This window comes from Kosakonia beeri (assembly GCF_054165705.1).
The window spans coordinates 3750419-3774286 of the sequence record NZ_CM135106.1 but is presented as its reverse complement, the minus strand read 5'-3'; the positions used below and the strand labels follow the sequence as shown (position 1 = coordinate 3774286).

Sequence of the window (23868 nt, the reverse complement as noted above, 5' to 3'; positions counted from 1 at the left end):
CAACCATTATAGCGCTGTCAGCTAAGCTTCCAGTATTACAAGTTGAGTTATGCATCGTTGCGGGTATTATGCAACGCAACAAATACAGAGGGAGAAGAAAAGATGCCATCTTTCGATATTGTTTCCGAAGTTGAAATGCGTGAAGTCCAGAACGGGGTGGAGAATGCGACCCGTGAAGTGGCCACTCGCTTCGATTTTCGTAACGTTGAGGCCACATTTGAGCTGAACGAAGAAAAACAGACTATCAAGGTTCTGAGCGAGTCAGATTTTCAGGTCAACCAGCTGCTGGATATCCTGCGCGCCAAATTGCTGAAACGTGGTATTGAAGGCGCGTCGCTGGATGTTCCGGAAGAGTTCGTCCATAGCGGCAAAACGTGGTTTGTTGAAGCGAAGCTGAAACAGGGTATTGATGCGCCGACGGCGAAGAAAATCATTAAACTGATCAAAGACAGTAAGTTGAAAGTTCAGGCGCAGATCCAGGGAGAAGAGATCCGCGTTACCGGCAAATCACGGGATGATCTGCAGTCGGTGATGGCACTGGTGCGTGGCGGCAATCTTGGGCAGCCGTTCCAGTTCAAAAACTTCCGCGACTGATGTCAAAGGCCTCTCCCATCAGGGAGAGGCGCTCTTTTAACCTGCAACCACCTGCTCGACTTCAAAACGGTTAGTCACTTTGCTGTCGATTTTGACGTAAGCGCTACGCTCTTCAGCTACGACCAACACTTCGCTGACGCCTTCTTTGGCCAGTAAACGCTGCCGCAGTGCCTCATCGACAGGGAGCCCTTCCGGAATAGCTATACGCAAGCTACTGACATACGGTGGTTCCTGCATAGTACTGGCAACCAGCAACCAAATTACCGCCAGCAGCGCACCTGCCAGAAACACCGTTTGTGAATCAAAAAGCCCATCTACCCAGCCGCCAAGCGCCCCGCCAATGGCCACGCCAATAAACTGGCTGGTAGAGTAAATACCCATTGCTGTGCCTTTGTAGCCAGCTGGCGCTTCTTTGCTGATTAACGACGGCAACAGCGCTTCCATCAAGTTAAAGGCGAGAAAGAAGAGTTGTACGCCCGTCACCAGTTCCCAGAAGTGCGGACCTGCGCCCCACAGCACGATTTCGGCAATCAGCAGCACCGCTACGCAGAACAGAAACACGCGTTTCATCCGACGTTTGACTTCGGCGTAAATGATAAATGGCACGACTGACACGAAGGAAATCAGCATCGTCACCAGATAAATTTTCCAGTGCTCCGGCGCCAGAAAACCGGCGGCTTCGAGCTGGCCAGGCAGAGCAACAAAGGTCGACATCAGCAAAATATGCAGGCACATAATGCCAAAGTTGAGCTTCAGAAGTTTAGGGTTGACCATAACCATCTGGAAACAGTCTTTCACCATACCCGATTCACGATTACGCACGTGGTGTTTGCTGTCCGGCACTATCCACAGCGTTAATGCGATACCCACCGTTGCTAACCCGGCAATCATCCAGAACAAGGCATGCAGGCCGAGCTGGTGGGTGATCACCGGTCCCAGCACCATGGCAATGGCAAAGGTCACACCGAAGCTGACGCCAATAAAAGCCATCGCTTTGGTACGGTTCTGCTCACGGGTGAGATCGGAGAGCAGCGCCATGACGGCGGCGGCAATCGCACCTGATCCTTGTAGCGCCCGGCCAAGGATAATTCCCCAAATCGAATCAGAAAGCGCGGCAATGACGCTACCAGCAACAAAAATCGCCAACCCACCGACGATCAATGGCTTGCGCCCAATACGATCGGAAAGCAGGCCGAAAGGAATTTGAAAGACTGCCTGCGCAAGCCCATAAATGCCAATTGCCAGGCCAATCAGTGCCTCACTGGCACCTTGTAGCGCCATACCATACGTGGTCAGAACGGGCAGGACCATAAACATGCCAAGCATGCGCAATGAGAATACAGTCCCTAAACCCCAGGTGGCGCGCAACTCGCCTGGTGTCATTTTATAATCGTTCATTACCACCTCAAATTGAAAACCGGACATAGTGTAGTGCGGGGGCAGGGCGGGGTAAATAACAGCTTAATTAACAAATATTACCCCTGAGAAGCGGGGTGGCAGAAAGAAAAAAGGGTGCCGAAGCACCCTTTATAAACAGAATGGGATCACCAGACGTAAGTCAGCAGACTGTGTGAATCAGGCACCATGAAATCCACGGACATCATCACGCTAAGCGAAGTGATGGCAACAATGGAGAAGACGAACAGTTTGCGCGCCCACACCTTGTCATCCGCCACTTTATAACCACGTAATGCCATGCCTAACCACCAGAGACTGACTGCTGCGGCAACCACCAGGTATTTATAACCGGCATAGCCGCCCAGCGAGAGCATCAGTGTGGCGATAGCAAATGCGAGGATATAGAGTGTGATATGGTTCTTGGCAACTGAAATGCCTTTCACCACCGGCAGTACCGGAATGTTCGCTGCCTGATAATCCTTAAAGCGGAAAATCGCAATGGCGTAGGAGTGCGGCATCTGCCACAGGCTGAAAATAGCCAGCAGGATCAGCGCACCGCTGTCGAACTCGTTGGTGACAGCGCAGTAGCCAATCACCGGCGGCGCAGCGCCGGAGAGCGAACCAATCAGCGTGCCGTAGACGGAATGACGTTTCATATACAGGCTGTAAACACCCACATAAACCACGAATCCCATCACCCCCAGCCAGCAGGCCAGGGGATTGGCGCCAAACCACAGCAGCATAAAGCCAGCAATACCCAACAAGGCGGCGTACACCAGCGACACGTTCGGCGAGATCAGCCCTCTGACCAGCACACGGTTTTTCGTCCGTTCCATCTTTTTATCGATGTCCCGATCGATGTAGTTGTTAAATACACAACCCGAGGCGACCACCAACGACACGCCAATCAGCGTGTAGACGAACAGGGGATAATCAATGTGGCCTTTGGAAGCCAGCAAGAACCCCCCGATCACGGAGATCAGATTGCCAAAAATAATGCCCGGTTTCGTTACTTGCAGGTATTGCTTAAACATACTCGCCGCTCTTAGTGAACCATCATGTTGTAGTTCAGGTTCCACATAATCCAGATTGAACCCACTACCAGGATAGCGATGATAATCACGGTAAAGATAAAGGCGGTCAGGTTCCAGCCTTCATCAGACTTGGTGTTCATGTGCAGGAAGCAAACCAGATGCACCAGAATCTGAACTACGGCAGTCACCAGGATCGTCCCCAGAATGACCGACTTAGAAGCAGAACCGTTCATCACCATCCAGAACGGGATCACCGTCAGGATGATCGACAGGATAAACCCTGTCATGTAGGTTTTTACGCTGCCATGGGAAGCGCCATGATCGTTAGAATGACTCATTACATCGCCCCCATCAGATAGACTACAGAGAACACGCAAATCCATACCACGTCCAGGAAGTGCCAGAACAGGCTCAGGCACATGATGCGGGTACGGTTAGTGCTGGTCAGGCCGCGACGGGATACCTGGAACATCAGTACCGCCATCCAGATCAGGCCAGACGTCACGTGCAGACCGTGGGTGCCCACCAGCGCAAAGAACGCTGAAAGGAAGCCGCTGCGATCCGGACCCATACCTTCGGCAATCAAGTGATGGAATTCATAGATTTCCATCCCGATAAAGCCCGCACCAAACAACCAGGTCAACGCCAGCCAGGAGACAACCTGGCTTTTGTTGTTGTTGTGCATGGCGATAGCCGCCATGCCGTAGGTGATGGAGCTGAACAACAGCAGCGCTGTTTCGACCAGAACGAACGGCAGCTCAAAGATGTCCTTACCTGTCGGGCCGCCCGCAGTGCCGTTCACCAGAACGGCATAGGTCGCGAACAGACAGCAGAACAGAATGCAGTCGCTCATCAGGTAGATCCAGAAACCGAAGACTTTATTCGGCCCTGCATCATGATGCCCATGTTCGTGCGCGTGGGCGTGCGCGTTGGTCAGAGTATCAGTTGCCATTTTTCAGCCCTGCTTTAGTGATCTCATCGAAATGCTGGTTTTCCAGTTTCTCGATTTCTGCAACCGGTACGTAGTAATCCACGTCCTCATCGAAGCTCTTCACAATCCAGCTAATGACGATACCTGCGAAGCTGGCGATCGCCATCCACCAGATGTGCCAGATCATGGCGAAACCGAATACCGTTGCAAAGGCAGCGATGACAATGCCAGCACCGCTATTTTTCGGCATATGAATTTCTTCATAGTGCGCAGGCTGTTTGTACGCTTCGCCTTTCTCTTTCATTTCCCAGAATGCATCGCGCTCATGAATGTGCGGAACATGGGCAAAGTTGTAGAACGGCGGAGGAGAGGAGGTTGCCCACTCCAGCGTACGGCCACCCCACGGGTCACCGGTCAGGTCGCGGTTCTTCTCGCGGTCGCGAATAGAAACGGCAATCTGAATCAGCAAGCACAGGATACCAATAGCAATCAGCGCTGCGCCAACCGCGGCCACCATCAGCATGGCGTGGAACTGCGGATCAATCTGCTGGCTCAGACGACGGGTCATGCCCATAAAGCCCAGCACGTACAGCGGCATAAATGCCACGAAGAAACCGATGATCCAGAACCAGAATGCGCGTTTACCCCAGGTTTCATTCAGGGTGTAGCCAAAGGCTTTCGGCCACCAGTAAGTCAGACCTGCGAAGCAACCGAACACCACGCCGCCGATGATAACGTTATGGAAGTGCGCAATCAGGAACAGGCTGTTATGCAGAACAAAGTCTGCGCCTGGTACAGCCAGCAGCACACCGGTCATCCCACCTACGGAGAAGGTGACGATAAAGCCGATAGTCCACAGCATGGAAGAGTGGAAAACGATACGGCCCTGGTACATGGTGAACAGCCAGTTGAAGATCTTCACCCCGGTCGGGATGGCGATAATCATCGTGGTAATACCGAAGAAGGCGTTAACGTTCGCACCGGCACCCATGGTGAAGAAGTGGTGCAGCCAAACGATAAACGACAGTACGGTAATACAGACGGTCGCCCATACCAGCGAGGTGTAGCCAAACAGGCGTTTACGCGAGAAGGTGGCGGTAATTTCAGAGAATACCCCGAACACCGGCAGCACCAGAATGTACACTTCCGGGTGGCCCCATGCCCAAATCAGGTTGATGTACATCATCATGTTGCCACCCATATCATTGGTAAAGAAATGGGTACCCAGATAACGATCCAGGGTCAACAAGGCGATGGTCACCGTCAGAATTGGGAACGATGCGATGATCAGCACGTTGGCGCACAAAGATGCCCAGGTAAAGACCGGCATTTTGAACATTGTCATGCCCGGCGCACGCATCTTCAGAATGGTTACGAAGAAGTTGATACCGGTCAGCGTCGTACCAATACCGGACAGCTGGAGACTCCAGATCCAATAATCGACCCCGACACCAGGGCTGTATTCAATTCCCGATAGCGGCGGGTAAGCCAGCCAACCTGTCTGTGCGAATTCACCCACGCCCAGAGAGATGTTAACCAGAATCACACCGACAACCGTGAACCAGAAGCTCAGGTTGTTCAGGAACGGGAATGCAACGTCTCGCGCACCGATCTGTAACGGAACCACCAGGTTCATCAGACCGATAACGAATGGCATTGCCACGAAGAAGATCATGATCACGCCGTGGGCGGTGAAGATCTGATCATAGTGGTGAGGCGGCAGGAAGCCCGCTTCACCTGCAGAGGCCAGCGCCTGCTGGCTACGCATCATGACTGCATCGGCAAAGCCGCGCAGCAGCATTACGACCGCCACGAGGACGTACATAATACCAAGACGTTTATGGTCAACGGAGGTCAACCATTCTTTCCACAGCCAGGACCACTTACCGAAGTAAGAGATCAGGCCGACTACCGCCAAACCACCGACGATAATCGCAGCGATCGTAACCATGATAATGGGTTCATGGTACGGCACTGAATCCAGTGTAAGTTTTCCGAACATCGTTTTCTTCCTCGGCCCCTTAGTGAGAGCTTTCCGCGTGGCTCATGTCCATGCCTTCCATACCTTCGTGCGCGCTATGCTCGCCTTCAGGCTGGGTCATGTCCATGCTCTTGCCGTGGCCCATAAATTTGTTGATAACGTCTTTGAACAAATCGGGTTTCACGCTGGAGAAGTATTCAACCTTGTTGTATTCGCTCGGCGCAGCAAGCTTCTCGTACGCAGTCATGTCTGACAGGGTGTTTGAAGATTGTTTCGCTTTAGCGACCCACTGGTCAAATGCGGCGCGGTCAGGCGTAGCAATGGCTTTAAACTTCATTCCGGAGAAGCCAGGGCCACTGTAGCTGGCGGAGATGCCATCATAAGTACCGGCTTCGTTGGCGATGAGATGCAGTTTGGTCTGCATACCCGCCATCGCGTAGATCTGGCTACCCAGACGCGGGATAAAGAACGAGTTCATCACGGAGTTCGAGGTCACTTTGAATTCCACCGGTGTGTTCGCCGGGAAGGCGATCTCATTGACGGTGGCAATGCCCTGTTCCGGATAGATGAAGAACCATTTCCAGTCCATAGCGACCACTTCAATCGTAATTGGGTGTTCGTCATGTGCCAGTGGTTTGCTCGGCTCGAGCGAGTGGGTGGTCTTCCAGGTCAATACCGCGAGGAACAGGATGATCAGAATCGGCACTGTCCAGACCACAGCTTCCACTTTATTGGAGTGTGACCAGTTAGGGCTATACTTCGCATCTTTATTGCTCGCACGGTACTTCCAGGCGAAACCAACGGCCATCAAAATGGCGGGAATCACGACGATCAACATCAGGCCAAAAGCCGTCAGTATCAACGAACGTTGCTCCAGTCCAATCTGTCCTTTGGGGTCAAGAAGTGCAGAATCGCAGCCACTGAGTAATACAGTACCGGCGATTAATGACAACCATCCCAAACTTTTATTGTATTTCCTGAGTCTCATTTAACGACCTCAATTCCACGGGATCTGGTGGCGCTTAAAGTGTGCGGGCATTTTACGGAAAGGTTACGTTACTGTAAACATACTTGGCTCTGTGTCAGTAAGGTGTTACTGGGTTCTGCCGTTTATGTCACACGGAATGCAACAATCTGTAAAATCGGGCATTCGCACAGCCAGAAGTTGCGATTATAACGAAAAGCTTACGTTATGATCAGCGTTGAGGGTAAATTGGTATAACCAATCAATTAAATAAACATTCAATTAACATATATTCAGCAATTACCGCACATTATTGGAACCAATCTGAAACCAAAAAATTAATTTCAGTGCTGAATCGTTAAAGAATAGACTTTAATTTATAGCGCACAAAATAATTAAGAAAAATTCATTAAAACGCATTAAAACGTAATTATGACTTCAGACATTAAATCGCCGTAATAATAACGGTAGTGAATTGTTTTTACCCGTTGTTATCCTTGACGTTGATTTTACAACGAAATATCCGACAGTGATTTTTTCGGCTGTCTGGAAAATATATCGCGCATTATTTAACCAAATATAAAACCAATGACGAAGAGATAAAAAAGGCGCACATCGGCGCCTTCGTTAAAGCAGCTGTGTTTTGCGCAGCGCCAGCAAATCCAACACGCCGCCAAAGACAATCCCCGTGATAGCCAGTGCCGCTCCCCATTCCAGCAACAGCGTTGCATGCTGCCAGTTTGCGAGGCCAGTAGCGTTAATGATCACCCCGACCAGCCAGCCACCCAGCAACAGACAGCCAACTGCAAGTATGCGCAATGCTATGCGGTAGGCCGCCGTGTATTCGGTACGTGGCATAAAGCGCTCGGTTTGTTGTGTAAAGGCCAGTGTCTTTTTGCAGACAATCAACAACACTAAGCCTGGAATCGCCGCTGCAATCGAAAAGAGATAGAACGTTGGCCAGTTGTATGTCTCCACGAACCAGCCTGCAATCGGCCCCACATAGACTCGCCCAACGGCAGACAACGCCGACAGCAGAGCAAACTGCGTGGCAGAAAATGATTTATTGCACAGCGACATCAATAATGCGACGAACGCTGCAGTTCCCATACCGCCGCAAAGGTTTTCAAAAAACACGGCGGCGCCCATGGTGGTGATCTCTTTCGCCGTGACCGACAGCAGCCAGTATCCCGCGTTGGAAATGGCCTGCAATACGCCAAAAATCAACAATGCGCGGAACAATGAGAGCCGCTGCATTAATACGCCGCCAAACAGCGCGCCGACAATGGTAGCAATAAGCCCCAGGGTTTTGTTCACTACGCCCACTTCGCCAGCGTCGAAACCCACACCACGGATCAGGAACGTCGTGGTAAGACTCATGGCGAAGGCATCACCCAGCTTATAAAGGACAATCAGCAACAGGATCAGCCAGGCATTGTTGCGGCCAAAGAAATCACGCAGCGGTTCGACGACTGCACGCTCAAGCGATTTGGGCACCGGAATAACCTCATCCGGTTCCGGCGCAAGCAGGGTGGCGATGATGCAAGGAACCAGCAGCGCGGCCATTAACCAGTACATGCCCTGCCAGCCAAGGAAACGATCTGCGAGCCACAGCGCCAGGCCACCGGAAACCAGCATCCCAAGCCGATATCCCAGGACACTTATCGCCGCGCCTGCGCCACGCTCTTCAAGCGGCAGCACATCAGTTTTCCACGCATCAAAGACAATGTCCTGTGAGGCTGAGCAGAAGGCAATGACCACTGCCAGCGCCGCCATCCAGCGCAGGTGGTTGGCTGGATCAAGAAAACCCATTCCGCAAATGGCGACTAACAACAGAAGCTGGGTCAGTAGCAGCCAGCCCCGGCGACGCCCGAGCAGCGGCGGGGTATAGCGATCCATCAACGGTGACCACAAAAATTTAAACACGTAAGCCTGACCGACCAACGAGAAGAAGCCGATGGTTTTTAAATCGATATTCTCGACGGTCATCCATGCTTGCAGCGTGCCGCTGGTTAAGGCAAGCGGTAAACCGGATGCGAAGCCCAGTATCAGCAATATGGCTGATTTGGGTTGCGTAAAAATGCGTAAGTAGTGACTGGACATGAGTAAGAGACTGGCCCGGAAACCCCGGGCCAGAAAAGATTAACGGGCGTTTTGCTTGATGAAGTCGTGAATACTGGTGTCCTGAGACATATCCGCGATGGTATCGGTCAACACGCTATTAACCGCCTTGGCAATTTTATCGTTAGAGGCCTGGAACGCGCCTTCAACGTTATAGCTGGCACGGTAGTTTTTGGTCATCTTATTGCCATTTGCAGCAGTTGCAATGATGGCGATATCGGCCTTGGTGGCGATGTTGTAACGTACGTTGCCCTGAGACACGTCCGCATACAGCTGATTAACGATGATCTGCAGATTGACTGCGCCGTTCGGCCCAATCATATAACCGCGTGCTGTCATCTGTTTCTCCAGCACTTCCTGCAACAGGAAACGCAGATCGCGGGAAGCGGTTAACGTCACCAGCTGGTTTTCACGGGTCACTTTGGCCAGCGCCTGATCCTGACGCTGGTCGGCGCCGTTAATGCTGACGGTCACACCCATCAGGCTCGGATCCTGCTGTGGCAGCGTAATTTTAGGAGAAACATCGATGGTGGATGGCGGGGTAGCGCACCCTGCCAGCATAAATAATGCGACCAACGGGAAGAGAAGTTTTTTTAACATGTTCATGCTCTCAAGAGATCGTAAGCTTTTATGGGAAAAATTCTCGCCATCATAACATTGCCGCCGTCAAGAGGAAGGCCTCAACGCATGTAAATTCATCGTCTTGTCCTTTTTTTCAGCGCAGTAGCGACCTTTGCCGCGAAAGCAAGGCAAAACCACTAGCGCTTTCAGTAGAGATCATGCGCTTGACGGGGAAAATCAGACGAACGCTAATTTTTTGTTGTTTTCTTGTTATGGAGACGGTAAAAGCGGCTAACATTTAAAGAGATGGCTGTCATCTCAGCGTTGTCGGAGGTGTATATCATGATGATGCGTGAACAAATTGAAGAGAAGCTTAAAGCTGAATTTGAACCCCTGTTCCTGGAGGTTGTTGATGAGAGCTATCGTCACAATGTTCCGGCCGGTTCTGAAAGTCATTTCAAAGTGGTCCTGGTCAGCGATCGTTTTACCGGCGAGCGTTTCCTTAATCGTCATCGCATGATTTACGGTACGTTGACAGCGGAGCTGTCTTCAACGGTACATGCGCTTGCGCTGCATACCTACACGACGAAAGAGTGGGAAGGGTTGCAGGATACCATTTTTGCTTCGCCACCTTGTCGCGGTGCCGGGAGCATTGCCTAGAAAACCAGGTTGCAACAGGCTGAACTTTTCCAGTATGTTGCATGCAGATTATGTAAAAACGGCCTGCGGGCCGTTTTGTTTTGTCTGAATTTTGAGCGAGAAACGCAGTTTTTTGGGCGAAATTGCTTCAGAAGTGTGAAAAATGGCGCAGCATTGCGGCATTCCCGTTCTCGACTCATATCTGTGATGCCGCTATAATGCTGCGTCTTATTTTTCGGAATGTCTCCGGGATGATTCTGACGACAGGGAATGTATATCTGATTTGAGAGAACATTCCGGTTCTGCAAAGCGAAAAGGTTTGCTTCGCAGAGTAGAGTTGACCGAGCACTGTGATTTTTTGAGGTAACAAGATGCAAGTTTCAGTTGAAACCACTCAGGGCCTTGGGCGCCGCGTAACGATTACAATCGCTGCTGACAGCATCGAGACCGCTGTGAAGAGCGAGCTGGTCAACGTAGCGAAGAAAGTTCGCATTGACGGCTTCCGTAAGGGCAAAGTACCGATGACTGTCGTTGCTCAACGTTATGGCGCTTCTGTTCGCCAGGACGTACTGGGCGACCTGATGAGCCGTAACTTCATCGACGCGATCATTCAGGAAAAAATCAATCCGGCTGGCGCACCGAACTATGTTCCGGGCGAATACAAACTGGGTGAAGACTTCACTTACTCCGTTGAGTTTGAAGTGTATCCGGAAGTTGAACTGAAAGCGCTGGACACCATCGAAGTTGAAAAACCGGTTGTAGAAGTTACCGATGCTGACGTTGACACCATGCTGGAAACCCTGCGCAAACAACAGGCGACCTGGAAAGATAAAGATGGCGCAGCTGACGCAGAAGATCGTGTGACCATCGACTTCAACGGTTCTGTTGACGGCGAAGAGTTTGAAGGCGGCAAAGCGACTGATTTCGTACTGGCAATGGGGCAGGGTCGTATGATCCCGGGCTTTGAAGACGGTATCAAAGGTCACAAAGCTGGCGAAGAGTTCACCATCGACGTGACCTTCCCGGAAGAGTACCACGCTGAAAACCTGAAAGGTAAAGCAGCGAAGTTCGCCATCAATCTGAAGAAAGTTGAAGAGCGTGAACTGCCGGAACTGACCGAAGACTTCATCAAACGTTTCGGCGTAGAAGATGGTTCAGTTGCTGGCCTGCGTGCTGAAGTGCGTAAAAACATGGAACGCGAACTGAAAGGCGCCGTGCGTAACCGCGTTAAGTCTCAGGCAATCGACGGTCTGGTGAAAGCGAACGAAATCGAGATCCCTGCGGCCCTGATCGACAGCGAAATCGACGTGCTGCGTCGCCAGGCTGCTCAGCGTTTTGGTGGCAACGAGAAACAAGCGCTGGAACTGCCGCGTGAACTATTCGAAGAGCAGGCAAAACGCCGTGTCGTTGTTGGTCTGCTGCTGGGCGAAGTGATCCGTACCAACGAGCTGAAAGCTGACGAAGCGCGCGTTAAAGGCCTGATCGAAGAGATGGCTTCTGCTTACGAAGATCCGGCTGAAGTTATCGAGTTCTACAGCAAAAACAAAGAGCTGATGGACAATATGCGTAACGTCGCACTGGAAGAACAAGCGGTTGAAGCGGTTCTGGAAAAAGCGAAAGTGACTGAGAAAGCCACTTCCTTTAATGAACTGATGAACCAGCAGGCTTAATCGACTTCTGCGATAGCTAAAAGCTATAAGCCCGTCACCCGCTGGTGACGGGCTTTTTTTATCGCATCGCCATTATCAGATGTGTGCTAAAAGAGCGTTTCAGTGTTAGCGTAACAGCAAAAGATTGTTATGCTTGAAAACAGGTAATGTCATCCCCACTAAGGGAATAGTGACAGTAAAGACTCTGGCTGATAATCCGTCCGTGAGGGGTCATAGTCAGACCTCGCTCACTCAAGTACAATCAGTACAGCAGGTTTGTTTATTTTTTTATCCAGGAGACGGAAATGTCATACAGCGGCGAACGAGATAACTTTGCACCCCATATGGCCCTGGTGCCTATGGTTATTGAGCAGACTTCGCGCGGTGAGCGCTCTTTCGATATCTACTCCCGTCTTCTTAAGGAACGCGTCATTTTCCTGACCGGTCAGGTCGAGGATCATATGGCGAATCTGATTGTTGCGCAGATGTTGTTTCTGGAAGCTGAAAACCCGGAAAAAGACATTTATCTGTACATTAATTCCCCTGGTGGGGTGATTACTGCCGGTATGTCCATTTACGACACCATGCAATTTATTAAGCCGGACGTCAGTACCATTTGTATGGGTCAGGCCGCTTCTATGGGGGCGTTCCTGCTGACGGCGGGCGCAAAAGGCAAGCGTTTCTGCCTGCCGAATTCACGCGTGATGATCCATCAGCCGCTGGGCGGCTATCAGGGGCAGGCGACGGATATTGAGATCCACGCCCGTGAAATCCTGAAAGTGAAAGGGCGCATGAATGAACTTATGGCGCATCATACGGGTCAATCTTTAGAACAAATTGAACGTGATACAGAACGTGACCGCTTCCTTGCCGCGCAAGAAGCAGTAGAGTACGGGCTGGTTGATTCAATTTTAACCCATCGTAACTAATGCTCAGTACGCATGTGTCGCTATACTATTCAGTAAAAGCGGCATCATGCCTGAGTAACGTTTTGCGCCTGGATTGGCATTTGCGTCGTCGTGTGCGGCACAAAGAACAGATAAGAGGTTTTGACTCATGACAGATAAACGCAAAGATGGTTCGGGCAAACTGTTGTACTGCTCTTTCTGCGGCAAAAGCCAGCATGAAGTGCGTAAGCTGATTGCCGGGCCGTCCGTGTATATCTGCGACGAATGTGTTGATCTGTGTAACGACATTATTCGCGAAGAGATTAAAGAAGTTGCGCCGCACCGTGAGCGCAGCGCGCTGCCAACTCCGCATGAAATTCGCCACCATCTCGATGACTATGTCATTGGCCAGGAACAGGCGAAAAAAGTGCTGGCTGTTGCAGTCTATAACCACTACAAACGCCTGCGTAACGGCGACACCAGCAATGGCGTCGAGCTGGGCAAAAGTAACATTCTGCTGATTGGACCGACGGGTTCAGGTAAAACCCTGCTGGCGGAAACGCTGGCGCGTTTGCTGGATGTTCCGTTTACCATGGCGGATGCCACAACGCTGACAGAAGCAGGTTATGTGGGTGAAGATGTTGAGAACATCATCCAAAAACTGTTGCAGAAGTGCGATTACGACGTACAGAAAGCGCAACGCGGGATTGTCTACATCGATGAGATCGACAAAATTTCGCGAAAATCGGATAACCCGTCGATCACTCGCGACGTTTCCGGTGAAGGTGTGCAGCAGGCGCTGTTGAAACTGATTGAAGGTACCGTTGCTGCTGTTCCTCCGCAGGGCGGGCGTAAGCATCCGCAGCAGGAGTTCTTGCAGGTCGACACCTCCAAGATTCTGTTTATCTGTGGTGGCGCGTTTGCGGGACTCGATAAAGTCATTTCTCACCGTGTTGAAACCGGCTCCGGTATTGGTTTTGGCGCAACGGTGAAGGCGAAGTCTGAGAAAGCTAACGAAGGTGAACTGTTATCGCAGGTCGAGCCGGAAGATTTGATCAAGTTTGGTCTGATCCCGGAGTTCATCGGTCGTCTGCCGGTCGTAGCAACGCTGAACGAGTTGAGCGAAGAAGCGCTGATTCAAATCCTGAAAGAGCCGAAAAATGCGCTGACCAAACAGTATCAGGCGCTGTTTAATCTGGAAGGTGTTGATCTGGAATTCCGCGACGAAGCGCTGGATGCTATCGCCAAAAAAGCGATGGTGCGTAAAACCGGTGCGCGTGGTTTACGTTCCATCGTGGAAGCGGCGTTGCTGGACACCATGTACGACCTGCCATCAATGGAAGATGTCGAGAAAGTGGTGATTGATGAGTCGGTCATTGCCGGGCAAACCGAGCCGTTACTGATTTACGGCAAGCCGGAAGCGCAGCAGGCGTCTGGCGAATAATTCATCAATTCATACAATCAGTTAATCTAGAAGGGGGGATTTTATCTCCCCTTTTATTTTTCCTCATTCCCGCCGTTGAATGTGTGGGAAACATCCCCATATACTGCTTTACATGTTAATGGTGCGTGTTGCACAGTCACGTCACCTTATTACCTGGCGGACTTTAAACTAAGAGAGAGCTCTATGAATCCTGAGCGTTCTGAACGCATTGAAATCCCCGTATTGCCGTTGCGCGATGTGGTGGTTTATCCGCACATGGTCATTCCCTTATTTGTGGGACGGGAAAAGTCTATCCGTTGTCTCGAAGCGGCCATGGACCATGATAAAAAAATCATGCTGGTTGCACAGAAGGAAGCGTCAACGGATGAGCCGGGTGTAAACGACCTATTCACCGTCGGGACCGTGGCGTCTATTCTGCAGATGCTGAAGCTGCCTGACGGCACTGTTAAAGTGCTGGTCGAGGGGCTTCAGCGCGCGCGCATCACCACACTTGCTGACAATGGCGAGCACTTCTCTGCGAAAGCAGAATACCTTGAATCGCCGGCCATTGACGAGCGTGAGCAGGAAGTGCTGGTACGTACAGCGATTAGCCAGTTCGAAGGCTATATCAAGCTGAATAAAAAAATTCCACCGGAAGTGCTGACGTCGCTGAATAGCATTGATGATCCTGCGCGTCTTGCGGATACCATCGCTGCACATATGCCATTGAAACTGGCGGACAAGCAGTCCGTGCTGGAAATGTCCGACGTTAACGAACGTCTGGAATATCTGATGGCGATGATGGAATCCGAAATCGATCTGTTGCAGGTTGAGAAACGTATTCGCAACCGCGTGAAAAAGCAGATGGAGAAATCCCAGCGCGAGTACTACCTGAATGAGCAGATGAAAGCCATTCAGAAAGAGCTGGGCGAGATGGACGACGCGCCGGATGAAAACGAAGCGCTGAAGCGTAAGATCGACGCGGCGAAAATGCCGAAAGAGGCAAAAGAAAAAGCCGAGTCTGAACTGCAAAAACTGAAAATGATGTCGCCGATGTCTGCTGAAGCAACGGTAGTGCGCGGTTATATCGAATGGATGGTCCAGGTACCATGGAATGCCCGTAGCAAGGTGAAAAAAGACCTGCGCCAGGCGCAAGAGATCCTGGATACCGACCATTACGGCCTGGAGCGTGTGAAAGACCGCATCCTTGAGTATCTTGCGGTTCAAAGTCGCATGAACAAGCTGAAAGGCCCGATCCTTTGCCTGGTGGGGCCGCCGGGGGTGGGTAAAACCTCGCTGGGCCAGTCTATTGCCAAAGCCACAGGGCGTAAATACATCCGTATGGCGCTGGGCGGGGTGCGTGATGAAGCTGAAATTCGCGGTCACCGTCGCACCTATATCGGTTCTATGCCGGGTAAATTGATCCAGAAAATGGCGAAAGTGGGCGTAAAAAACCCGCTGTTCCTGCTCGATGAGATCGACAAGATGTCGTCTGATATGCGCGGCGATCCGGCTTCAGCACTGCTGGAAGTCCTGGATCCGGAACAGAACGTGGCTTTCAGCGATCATTACCTGGAAGTGGACTACGACCTCAGCGATGTCATGTTCGTTGCTACCTCCAACTCCATGAACATTCCGGCTCCTCTGCTGGATCGTATGGAAGTGATCCGTCTTTCTGGTTACACCGAAGACGAAAAACTGAACATTGCAAAACGCCATCTGTTAACAAAACAGATTGAACGTAACGCGCTGAAAGAAAGCGAATTGACGGTTGATGACAGCGCAATCGTCGGCATCATCCGTTACTACACCCGCGAAGCAGGTGTGCGTGGTCTGGAGCGTGAAATCTCTAAATTGTGCCGTAAGGCGGTCAAACAGCTGCTGCTGGATCCGGAACTGAAGCACATTGAGATTAATGGTGACAATCTGCACGATTATCTGGGTGTTCAGCGCTTCGATTACGGTCGTGCCGACGACGAAAACCGCGTAGGTCAGGTCACCGGTCTGGCGTGGACGGAAGTAGGCGGCGATCTGCTGACCATTGAAACCGCGTGTGTTCCGGGCAAAGGAAAACTGACGTATACCGGTTCGTTGGGTGAAGTGATGCAGGAGTCTATCCAGGCGGCGCTTACCGTGGTACGCGCACGCGCCGAGAAACTGGGCATTAATGGCGACTTCTACGAAAAACGTGACATTCACGTTCACGTACCGGAAGGTGCAACGCCGAAAGATGGTCCGAGCGCCGGTATTGCGATGTGTACCGCGCTGGTTTCTTGCCTCACCGGGAACCCGGTGCGCGCTGATGTGGCGATGACCGGCGAAATTACCCTTCGCGGTCAGGTTCTGCCAATCGGTGGCTTGAAAGAAAAACTGCTGGCGGCACATCGTGGCGGGATTAAAACTGTTCTGATCCCTTACGAAAACAAGCGCGATTTGGAAGAGATCCCGGACAATGTCGTTGCCGATCTGGATATCCATCCGGTGAAGCGAATCGAAGAGGTTCTCAGCCTTGCGCTGCAGAATGAACCCTTCGGCATGCAGGTTGTAACGGCAAAATAGTGATTTCGCGCAAAGAGCGTTGATAAAAACAAGGCTGGTAAGTGATTTCGTACTTGCCAGCCTTTTTTTGTATAGCTAATTTAGATGGCTGGTTGGGTGTGTCATTATCAACTGCTGTTGTAAGGGCATGACAGGCCTGATATAACTGCTGCGCGGTCGCGCTGTGAAGGATGCAGGTGCGATATAAATTATAAAGAGAGGAAGAGAAGAGTGAATAAATCTCAACTGATAGACAAGATTGCCGCAGGTGCTGATATCTCTAAAGCTGCGGCTGGACGTGCGTTAGATGCTTTAATTGCTTCCGTTACCGAATCTTTGAAAGCCGGGGACGATGTTGCACTGGTAGGTTTTGGTACTTTCAAAGTTAAAAACCGTGCTGCCCGTACCGGTCGTAACCCGCAGACCGGCAAAGAAATCACTATCCCGGAAGCGAAAGTTCCAGGATTCAGTGCAGGTAAAGCGCTGAAAGACGCAGTAAACTGATCCCTTACCCCTGTGGGGAAGGTGTTATATATCAAGGGCGCATCGCGAGATGTGCCTTTTTTTTTGTGCAAACGTATTTTCTGCGAGTTTATCCGCGTTGCGGACTAACAATTGCCCCGTTTTCTTGTCAGAATACGGCTTCACGCGCAGCAGGCAACCAAAGCTGCCTGAGATCTATAGTCACCTACAGCGGAGTGTTGTTACACCATGATGGACAATTTACGCGCGGCGGCAAATCACGTCGTGCTCAAGATCATTCTGGGTTTGATTATCGTGTCATTCATTTTGACTGGCGTGGGTAACTACCTGATTGGCGGTAACAATAATTATGCCGCAGAAGTTAATGGCCAAGAAATTGGTCGTGCGCAATTTGAAAACGCCGTCTCCAGCGAACGTAACCGCATGGCGCAGCAGTTGGGCGATCAGTTTTCAGAACTGGCTGCTAACGAAAACTATATGAAATCCGTGCGTCAGCAGGTACTCAATCGCATGATTGATGAAGCGCTGCTTGACCAGTACGCGAAAAAGTTAGGCCTCGGTATTAGCGATGAGCAGGTGAAAAAAGCGATTTTCTCCACTCAGGCTTTCCAGTCTAATGGCAAATTCGATAACACCCGCTTCAACGCGCTTGTAAACCAGATGGGCATGAGCGCCGATCAATACGCGCAGGCGCTGCGTAACCAGTTAACCTCTCAACAGCTGATTAACGCAGTTGCCGGTACCGACTTTATGCTGAAAGGCGAGACAGACGAACTGGCGGCGCTGGTGGCGCAGCAGCGTGTTGTTCGCCAGGCGGTGATTGATGTTAACGCACTGGCGGCAAAACAGACCGTAAGCGATGCGGAAGTCCAATCTTACTACGATCAGAACAAGAATCGCTTTATCGAGCCGGAGCAGTTCCGCGTGAGTTACATCAAGCTGGACGCCGCAGCCATGCAGGAAAATGCCAGCGATGAAGAGATTCAGTCTTACTACGATCAGCATCAGGATCAGTTCACTCAGCCGCAGCGTAATCGTTACAGCGTTATCCAGACCAAAACGGAAGACGAAGCCAAAGCGGTACTGGAAGAGCTGAACAAAGGCGCTGACTTTGCAGCTGTTGCTAAGGCAAAATCCTCCGACATTATTTCTGCCCGTAACGGCGGCGATATGGGCTGGCTCGAAGAGGCCACCACGCCAGACGAATTGAAAAACGCCGGCCTGAAAGAAAAAGGGCAATTATCAGGCGTAATCAAATCCTCGGTGGGCTTCTTGGTTGCACGTCTTGACGACATCCAGCCGGCAAGGGTTAAACCGCTGAGCGACGTACGTGATGAACTTGCAGCGAAAGTGAAGCAAGAAAAAGCGCTGGATGCATGGTATGCGTTGCAGCAGAAAGTAAGTGAAGCCGCAAGCAACGATAATGAATCGCTGGTTGGTGCAGAACAGGCTGCCGGGACGAAAGCGGTGCAGACAGGCTGGTTCGGCCGCGACAACCTGCCGGAAGAGCTGAATTTTAAACCGGTCAGCGAGGCGATTTTTAATGGGGGTTTGGTGGGGCAGAACGGCGCGCCCGGCAGCAACTCCGATATCATCACTGTTGATGGCGATCGTGCATTTGTACTGCGTATTACCGAGCATAAAGCGGAAGCAGTAAAATCGCTGGATCAAGTGAAAGCCCAGGTCAGCGACATTGTGAAGCATACCAAGGCTGAACAGCAGGCGAAGCTGGATGCCGGGAAGCTGGTCAACGATCTCAAAGCGGGCAAAGGCGATGAGGCGCTGAAAACCGCAGGCCTGAGCTTCGGCGAAGCCAAAACGCTGGGCCGGGTGAGCCAGGATCCGGTCAGTCAGGCAGCCTTTAACCTGCCGTTGCCGACAGAGGGCAAACCCTCCTTTGGCACCGCCAGCGATCAGCAAGGTAACGTTGTGATTATCGCGCTGGACGAAATCAAAGCTGGCACAATGCCGGATGCGCAGAAAAAAGCCATGGTTCAGGGCATCACGCAGAACAATGCCCAGATCGCTTTCGAAGCACTGATGAGTAACCTGCGCAAAGAAGCCAAAATTAAACTTGGCGCCATTGCTGAGCAGCAGCAATAAGCCGTAAGGCGCAAAGCGTTACGCAAAAAGACTGCAACGTGTTGCAAACCCCAAAGGCCGCTTTCGCGGCCTTTTCCATTTCTTGTTTTTGCTGTTTGGCGGCAAGCGCACGCCTGGATATTGTGGCTTTGCTGTTGAACATAAAGGAGAAACAGAATGAAACATGGAATTAAAGCACTCTTAATCACTCTCACCGTTGCCTGTTCAGCGTTAAGTTACAGCGCGCATGCAGCCCCCACGGCTGGCGCAAAACCGCCGTTGATGCAGAGCAAAAGTGAAGCAACGTCGTCGGCCCAGAGCAAAGCAACAGAGGGGGTAAAAACGGCAGACGAAGAGGGTGGCACCCGGATCAGCATCAATAACGCAACTGCTGCCGAACTGGCAAAGGTGATGAACGGTGTCGGTCTGAAGAAAGCCCAGGCCATTGTCAGTTACCGGGAGGAGTACGGCCCGTTTAAAACTCTGGAGGATTTAAAGCAGGTGCCGGGAATGGGGAGCGCGCTGGTGGAACGCAATCTGTCGTCTCTGAAATTGTAAGGCGCTTGCGTAGTCGCTAATCTTTGCCAGAATAAAGAGGTCATACCAGTATGACCTCTGTCTCTATAACAATAACGGTAAAGGTTAAAGCGCTATGCAGACTCAAATCAAAGTTCGTGGTTTCCATCTCGATGTATACCAGCATGTGAACAATGCCCGCTATCTTGAGTTTCTTGAAGAAGCCCGCTGGGATGGGCTTGAAAATAATGACAGTTTTAAGTGGATGACCGCTAATCACATCGCCTTCGTGGTGGTTAACATTAATATTAACTATCGGCGACCGGCCGTACTGGGTGATGTACTGACGGTGACCAGTCACGTACAGCAAATCAACAGTAAAAGTGGCGTGCTCAGCCAGAGAGTGACATTGAACCCTGAAGGAGAGGTGGTGGCCGACGCACTGGTTACGTTTGTGTGTATTGATTTGCGAACGCAAAAAGCGCTGGCGCTGGAAGGTGAACTGCGGGAGAAACTGGAGAAGATGATCCGCGAAGGGGATTAATAATAAATCCGGGTTACATACCGCAGGCTCCTAAACCTGAGCGCCACCAGCAACCTGCTGAGGCGGCGCTCTGTTTACCGGTACTGTCTGTTGGCTTATTTGAGCCCGGTCTTATGCTTCATTGCCGCCATTACGCCGGTTTTATCCGCCAGATAGTGCTGTAACCCGTTAGCACGCAGGTTACAGGCCGCACAGTGGCCGCATCCGTCACCTTTAATGCCGTTATAGCACGTCAGCGTTTCACGGCGCACCAGATCGAGCTTGCCCCAGTAATCGGCCAGCGCCCAGGTTTCAGCTTTATCGATCCACATCAGTGGTGTTTCAAAACGGATATCTTTCGCCAGACCAAGCGTGACCGCGTGATTAAGTGCTTTCACAAACTCATCGCGGCAGTCCGGATAGCCTGAAAAATCGGTTTCACATACACCCGTGATCACCGCTTCAGCCTGCACCTGGTAGGCATACACCGAAGCCAGCGTCAGAAACAGGATATTGCGGCCTGGTACAAAGGTGTTTGGAATACCGGTTGCGTCAGGCTCGTAGTCCGGTACCGGAATGCTGTCCCGGGTCAGGCTGCTCACTGCCAGTTCATTTAGCAGGGTCACATCCAGTACTTTATGGGCCCGTGCGCCCAGCGTCAGCGCCAGTTCGCGCGCAACATCGATTTCGGCGCGATGGCGTTGCCCGTAATCAAAAGTGACGCAGTGAACTTCATCATACTGCTGTAACGCCTGAACAAGGCAGGTTGTGGAGTCTTGTCCGCCACTAAATACCACAACGGCACGTTTCATAATTCTTCCTGACAATCGCAAATAAAGCGCTATGTTAGCGCGAGCCGTCAACAGCGACCAGCTTCTTCAGCGCGAGGGGCTGGCAACCAGGCTTCGGTAAAATCAAACCAGCCGCGTGTGTTCAGTTCGATCCCTTCTACGCCAGGCGGCGCGCTAATACGATACTGGTAATTAAACAGCGGCGTGAGGGTCGCGGCATGCATCAAATTATCAAACACGTCCTGTAACGCTGCATTCCGCTGGCACTGATCGGGCTGACGCTGAACCTCATCCAGCGTGGCTTGTAAATGAGCATATTGCGGTGCTGCCAATAAATTTGGCCAGAGGGGATCGCAGCGCAGCCACTGTTCCAGCGTATACTCCGGCGCTTCGCCAATCAGCCTGTCGCCCATCATCAAGTCGGCAGTGGCCAGTTGCGTACAGCCTTCCCAGTTTTTGCCATCATGGAAGATGACCGTTAATTCGCAACCAAGCATTGCCAGATAACGCTTCAGTTGCTCCGCCATAGTGTGCAGTTCAACCGGTAAGTGATAGAGCAGTGTCAGCTTCTCGGGCAACGGAACATTCTGCTGCGGCCAGTCCGGCATTGCCCATCCAGGCAGGAGTTCTCGGGTCGGATTGATCAAGTTTTCATCCAGCGGCAGCGTCTGGAGTAGCGATGTATCGTGAATGATCTGGACCAGGCGGCGTGATTGTACCGGGCTGAGCCGTGCGCCGGGGCGCTGGGCAAAATAACAGAAGCCAAGGCTAATGCTGTTGCCGACTGGCTGCAAATGCTGCAGTTCATCCGCCTGACCAATGGCGATTTGCACCGGGTGGCGGCAACTGGTCCCCAAATTCTGCTCAAACAGTTGCGGGGTGATCCAGTACTCCACGGCTTTCAATAAGGGGTGGCCCAAATGATAGTGCTCGTGACTTTCCAGCCGCACCAGCTCCCGGCTGAATGTCACCAGGCGAAAAGCCCCGGTTCCCACCAGTGGCTGCTGCGGATGTGCCAGACGGCTACCGTAGCTGGCGAGCCGGTGAGCCAGCCAGTAATCCGGGCGGTACAGCATAAAGGTCAGGCACCAGGGATGGCTGACTTCAATACGTGCCACACTGGCGAAAAGTTTACGCAGTGCCGGCAGATCGAGCAGCATTAGCAGGCGCGTTTGCAACTGCCCGGCGGTGACGGCATCGCCGTTATGCCAGCGGAGTGTGGCATGCAAATGAAAACGCCATTGCAGCCCATCCTGACTGACATCCCAGTGGTGCGCCAGGTCACCCTGAGGCAAAAAGCTGCGTGTAATAAAACGCGTTAAGCCACTGAAGATCTGCCCGGCCAGATGTTGTTCCGCTCGCCCCGGCAGGAAACCCGGTACCAGCGGCTCCAGCGGGCGGTAATAGGGAATACGCAACGTGGGGGTTTCGTTTTGCCATAACCCGCCAAGGAATGGGTTCAGCAATGCGCGCAGGTCATCCGCATCAAGCTGTGCCAGCGCCAGCGCATTCTGTTGTTGCCCGGTATTCAGCGCCTCCTCCAGCATACGGCTGCGCAGGGAGTCCGGCGCAACATGGAAATGCAAGTTGCCACGTTTTCCCCGCCCGGATTGCGCCTCCCAGCTTAACCAGCCAGAGGCCTGCATCTGGCGCAACAGCGTGCGCATATGCCGCTCGCTACAAAAACAGCGCGAGGCGAGTGCCGTCACACTCACAGATTGGTCTTCGCCAGCGGAAGTTTGCCACAGCCGCTGGTACTGATTGAGTCGGTTAAGGCGTCGCATAAACCCGGAACAATAATTTTTATCTATTCAGTATTACTTCCGTATATATCAGGCAATACTGAATAGCAACTGAACCTCTCACAACCGGAGAAGAAACATGGCGCGTCTGGCTGCATTTGACATGGATGGCACATTGCTTATGCCCGACCATCGCTTAGGCGAGAAAACGCTGTCGACGTTACGGCGTCTGCGCGAACGCGATATTACGCTCGCCTTTGCCACCGGGCGGCATGCACTGGAGATGCGTCAGCTTACCCGGCATTTTGAACTGGATGTCTTCCTTATCACCGGTAACGGTACCCGTATCCACTCCCGTGAAGGTGAGGTGCTTTATCGCCAGGATCTCGAACCGGCAGTCGCCGATCTTGTGCTGCACAGCAAATGGGAGACGCAGGCGACGATACATGTGTTTAATGATGCCGGCTGGCTGACGGACAAAGCGCTGCCCGATCTGCTGGAAGCGCATCTGCAAAGCGGTTTTACCTATCATCTGGCGGATCTTAAACGCCTCTCGGCGCATGATGTCACCAAGATCGGTTTTGTTGGCGAGCATGAGGATCTCTGCCGGTTGCGTATTCAGCTTAATGAAGCCCTGGGAAACCGCGCACACTTGTGTTTCTCAGCGACTGACTGCCTGGAAGTGCTGCCGGTGGGCTGCAATAAAGGATCGGCATTGGCCGTACTCAGTGCATCGCTGGGCCTTACGTTGCAGGATTGCATGGCGTTTGGTGATGCAATGAATGACAGAGAGATGCTGGAAAGCGTGGGCTACGGCATGATTATGGGCAACGCGATGCCGCAACTTTTGGAGGCATTACCCTCTTTACCGGTTATCGGGCACTGCCGCGATCAGGCGGTGTCGCACTTTTTAACTCACTGGCTGGACACACCTAATCTTCCTTATTCCCCCGAATGACGACGATATTTCCAGCAAGCCGGGCTGTTTCAGCCCGGCTTTTTTCTTTTGGC

General features: G+C 51.9%; 21 protein-coding genes. 11 read left to right on the top strand and 10 right to left on the bottom strand.

Translation table 11 applies throughout. The features are described from left to right. Positions 1-102 precede the first annotated feature (102 nt). Entirely contained in the window at positions 103-594 is a 492-nt protein-coding gene (locus ACUY4S_RS17875; RefSeq protein WP_312688995.1) for a YajQ family cyclic di-GMP-binding protein, read from the top strand. Between the two features lie 36 nt (positions 595-630). Here the strand turns inward: ACUY4S_RS17875 and ACUY4S_RS17870 are convergent, their stop codons facing one another. The 8 genes from ACUY4S_RS17870 to ACUY4S_RS17835 all read right to left on the bottom strand — a co-directional run bounded on the left by ACUY4S_RS17870 (position 631) and on the right by ACUY4S_RS17835 (position 9623). Continuing rightward, positions 631-1992: an MFS transporter gene (locus ACUY4S_RS17870; RefSeq protein ID WP_312688996.1), complete on the bottom strand. Its 1362-nt coding sequence runs from the start codon at positions 1990-1992 to the stop codon at positions 631-633. A 146-nt stretch (positions 1993-2138) separates the two neighbouring features. Continuing rightward, a complete protein-coding gene (gene cyoE, locus ACUY4S_RS17865; RefSeq protein ID WP_263097803.1) occupies positions 2139-3026 on the bottom strand; it encodes a heme o synthase in 888 nt (295 codons plus the stop codon). Between the two features lie 11 nt (positions 3027-3037). Further along, positions 3038-3364 carry a cytochrome o ubiquinol oxidase subunit IV gene (locus ACUY4S_RS17860; RefSeq protein ID WP_312689001.1) on the bottom strand — a complete coding sequence of 109 codons (327 nt, stop codon included), beginning with the start codon at positions 3362-3364 and terminating at the stop codon, positions 3038-3040. Further along, positions 3364-3978 (bottom strand): cytochrome o ubiquinol oxidase subunit III, encoded by a 615-nt coding sequence (locus ACUY4S_RS17855; RefSeq protein WP_312689003.1) that lies wholly within the window; start codon positions 3976-3978, stop codon positions 3364-3366. The genes ACUY4S_RS17860 and ACUY4S_RS17855 overlap by 1 nt, the downstream gene beginning before the upstream one ends. Further along, positions 3968-5959: a cytochrome o ubiquinol oxidase subunit I gene (cyoB, locus tag ACUY4S_RS17850; RefSeq protein ID WP_312689004.1), complete on the bottom strand. Its 1992-nt coding sequence runs from the start codon at positions 5957-5959 to the stop codon at positions 3968-3970. The genes ACUY4S_RS17855 and cyoB overlap by 11 nt, the downstream gene beginning before the upstream one ends. A 19-nt stretch (positions 5960-5978) precedes the next feature. Beyond that, positions 5979-6926 (bottom strand): cytochrome o ubiquinol oxidase subunit II, encoded by a 948-nt coding sequence (gene cyoA, locus ACUY4S_RS17845; RefSeq protein WP_312689005.1) that lies wholly within the window; start codon positions 6924-6926, stop codon positions 5979-5981. A 603-nt stretch (positions 6927-7529) separates the two neighbouring features. After that, positions 7530-9005 (bottom strand): muropeptide MFS transporter AmpG, encoded by a 1476-nt coding sequence (gene ampG / locus ACUY4S_RS17840; RefSeq protein ID WP_312689006.1) that lies wholly within the window; start codon positions 9003-9005, stop codon positions 7530-7532. A 39-nt stretch (positions 9006-9044) separates the two neighbouring features. Further along, positions 9045-9623, bottom strand: a complete 579-nt coding sequence (locus tag ACUY4S_RS17835) for a lipoprotein (RefSeq protein WP_312689007.1) — start codon at positions 9621-9623, stop codon at positions 9045-9047. 303 nt (positions 9624-9926) lie between these two features. On the opposite strand from ACUY4S_RS17835, the gene bolA reads away from it, so the two are divergent. From bolA to ACUY4S_RS17790, 9 genes are all read left to right on the top strand, one after another. Continuing rightward, positions 9927-10244, top strand: a complete 318-nt coding sequence (gene bolA / locus ACUY4S_RS17830) for a transcriptional regulator BolA (RefSeq protein ID WP_312689009.1) — start codon at positions 9927-9929, stop codon at positions 10242-10244. A 350-nt stretch (positions 10245-10594) separates the two neighbouring features. Further along, positions 10595-11893: a trigger factor gene (gene tig, locus ACUY4S_RS17825; protein WP_312689011.1), complete on the top strand. Its 1299-nt coding sequence runs from the start codon at positions 10595-10597 to the stop codon at positions 11891-11893. Between the two features lie 284 nt (positions 11894-12177). Further along, a complete protein-coding gene (gene clpP, locus ACUY4S_RS17820) occupies positions 12178-12801 on the top strand; it encodes an ATP-dependent Clp endopeptidase proteolytic subunit ClpP (protein ID WP_017458886.1) in 624 nt (207 codons plus the stop codon). Between the two features lie 127 nt (positions 12802-12928). After that, a complete protein-coding gene (clpX, locus tag ACUY4S_RS17815; protein WP_458022043.1) occupies positions 12929-14203 on the top strand; it encodes an ATP-dependent protease ATP-binding subunit ClpX in 1275 nt (424 codons plus the stop codon). Positions 14204-14386: 183 nt separating this feature from the next. Then, positions 14387-16741 carry an endopeptidase La gene (gene lon / locus ACUY4S_RS17810; RefSeq protein ID WP_312689015.1) on the top strand — a complete coding sequence of 785 codons (2355 nt, stop codon included), beginning with the start codon at positions 14387-14389 and terminating at the stop codon, positions 16739-16741. A gap of 210 nt (positions 16742-16951) precedes the next feature. Further along, positions 16952-17224 (top strand): nucleoid-associated protein HU-beta, encoded by a 273-nt coding sequence (hupB, locus tag ACUY4S_RS17805; RefSeq protein WP_312689017.1) that lies wholly within the window; start codon positions 16952-16954, stop codon positions 17222-17224. Between the two features lie 207 nt (positions 17225-17431). Further along, the gene (gene ppiD / locus ACUY4S_RS17800) at positions 17432-19306 is read left to right on the top strand and encodes a peptidylprolyl isomerase (protein ID WP_312689019.1); all 1875 of its coding nucleotides are present in this window, start codon (positions 17432-17434) and stop codon (positions 19304-19306) included. Positions 19307-19462: 156 nt separating this feature from the next. Next, the gene (locus tag ACUY4S_RS17795; RefSeq protein WP_312689021.1) at positions 19463-19843 is read left to right on the top strand and encodes a helix-hairpin-helix domain-containing protein; all 381 of its coding nucleotides are present in this window, start codon (positions 19463-19465) and stop codon (positions 19841-19843) included. A 94-nt stretch (positions 19844-19937) separates the two neighbouring features. After that, complete coding sequence (locus tag ACUY4S_RS17790) at positions 19938-20345, top strand: YbgC/FadM family acyl-CoA thioesterase (protein WP_458022042.1); 408 nt, start codon at positions 19938-19940, stop codon at positions 20343-20345. Between the two features lie 95 nt (positions 20346-20440). On the opposite strand, the gene queC is transcribed toward ACUY4S_RS17790, so the two are convergent. Both queC and ACUY4S_RS17780 read right to left on the bottom strand, forming a co-directional pair. Then, a complete protein-coding gene (queC, locus tag ACUY4S_RS17785) occupies positions 20441-21136 on the bottom strand; it encodes a 7-cyano-7-deazaguanine synthase QueC (protein ID WP_312689025.1) in 696 nt (231 codons plus the stop codon). Between the two features lie 47 nt (positions 21137-21183). Then, positions 21184-22899 carry an SgrR family transcriptional regulator gene (locus tag ACUY4S_RS17780; RefSeq protein WP_458022041.1) on the bottom strand — a complete coding sequence of 572 codons (1716 nt, stop codon included), beginning with the start codon at positions 22897-22899 and terminating at the stop codon, positions 21184-21186. A 97-nt stretch (positions 22900-22996) separates the two neighbouring features. On the opposite strand from ACUY4S_RS17780, the gene cof reads away from it, so the two are divergent. After that, complete coding sequence (gene cof / locus ACUY4S_RS17775) at positions 22997-23815, top strand: HMP-PP phosphatase (protein WP_458022040.1); 819 nt, start codon at positions 22997-22999, stop codon at positions 23813-23815. The last annotated feature ends 53 nt before the right edge of the window (positions 23816-23868 follow it).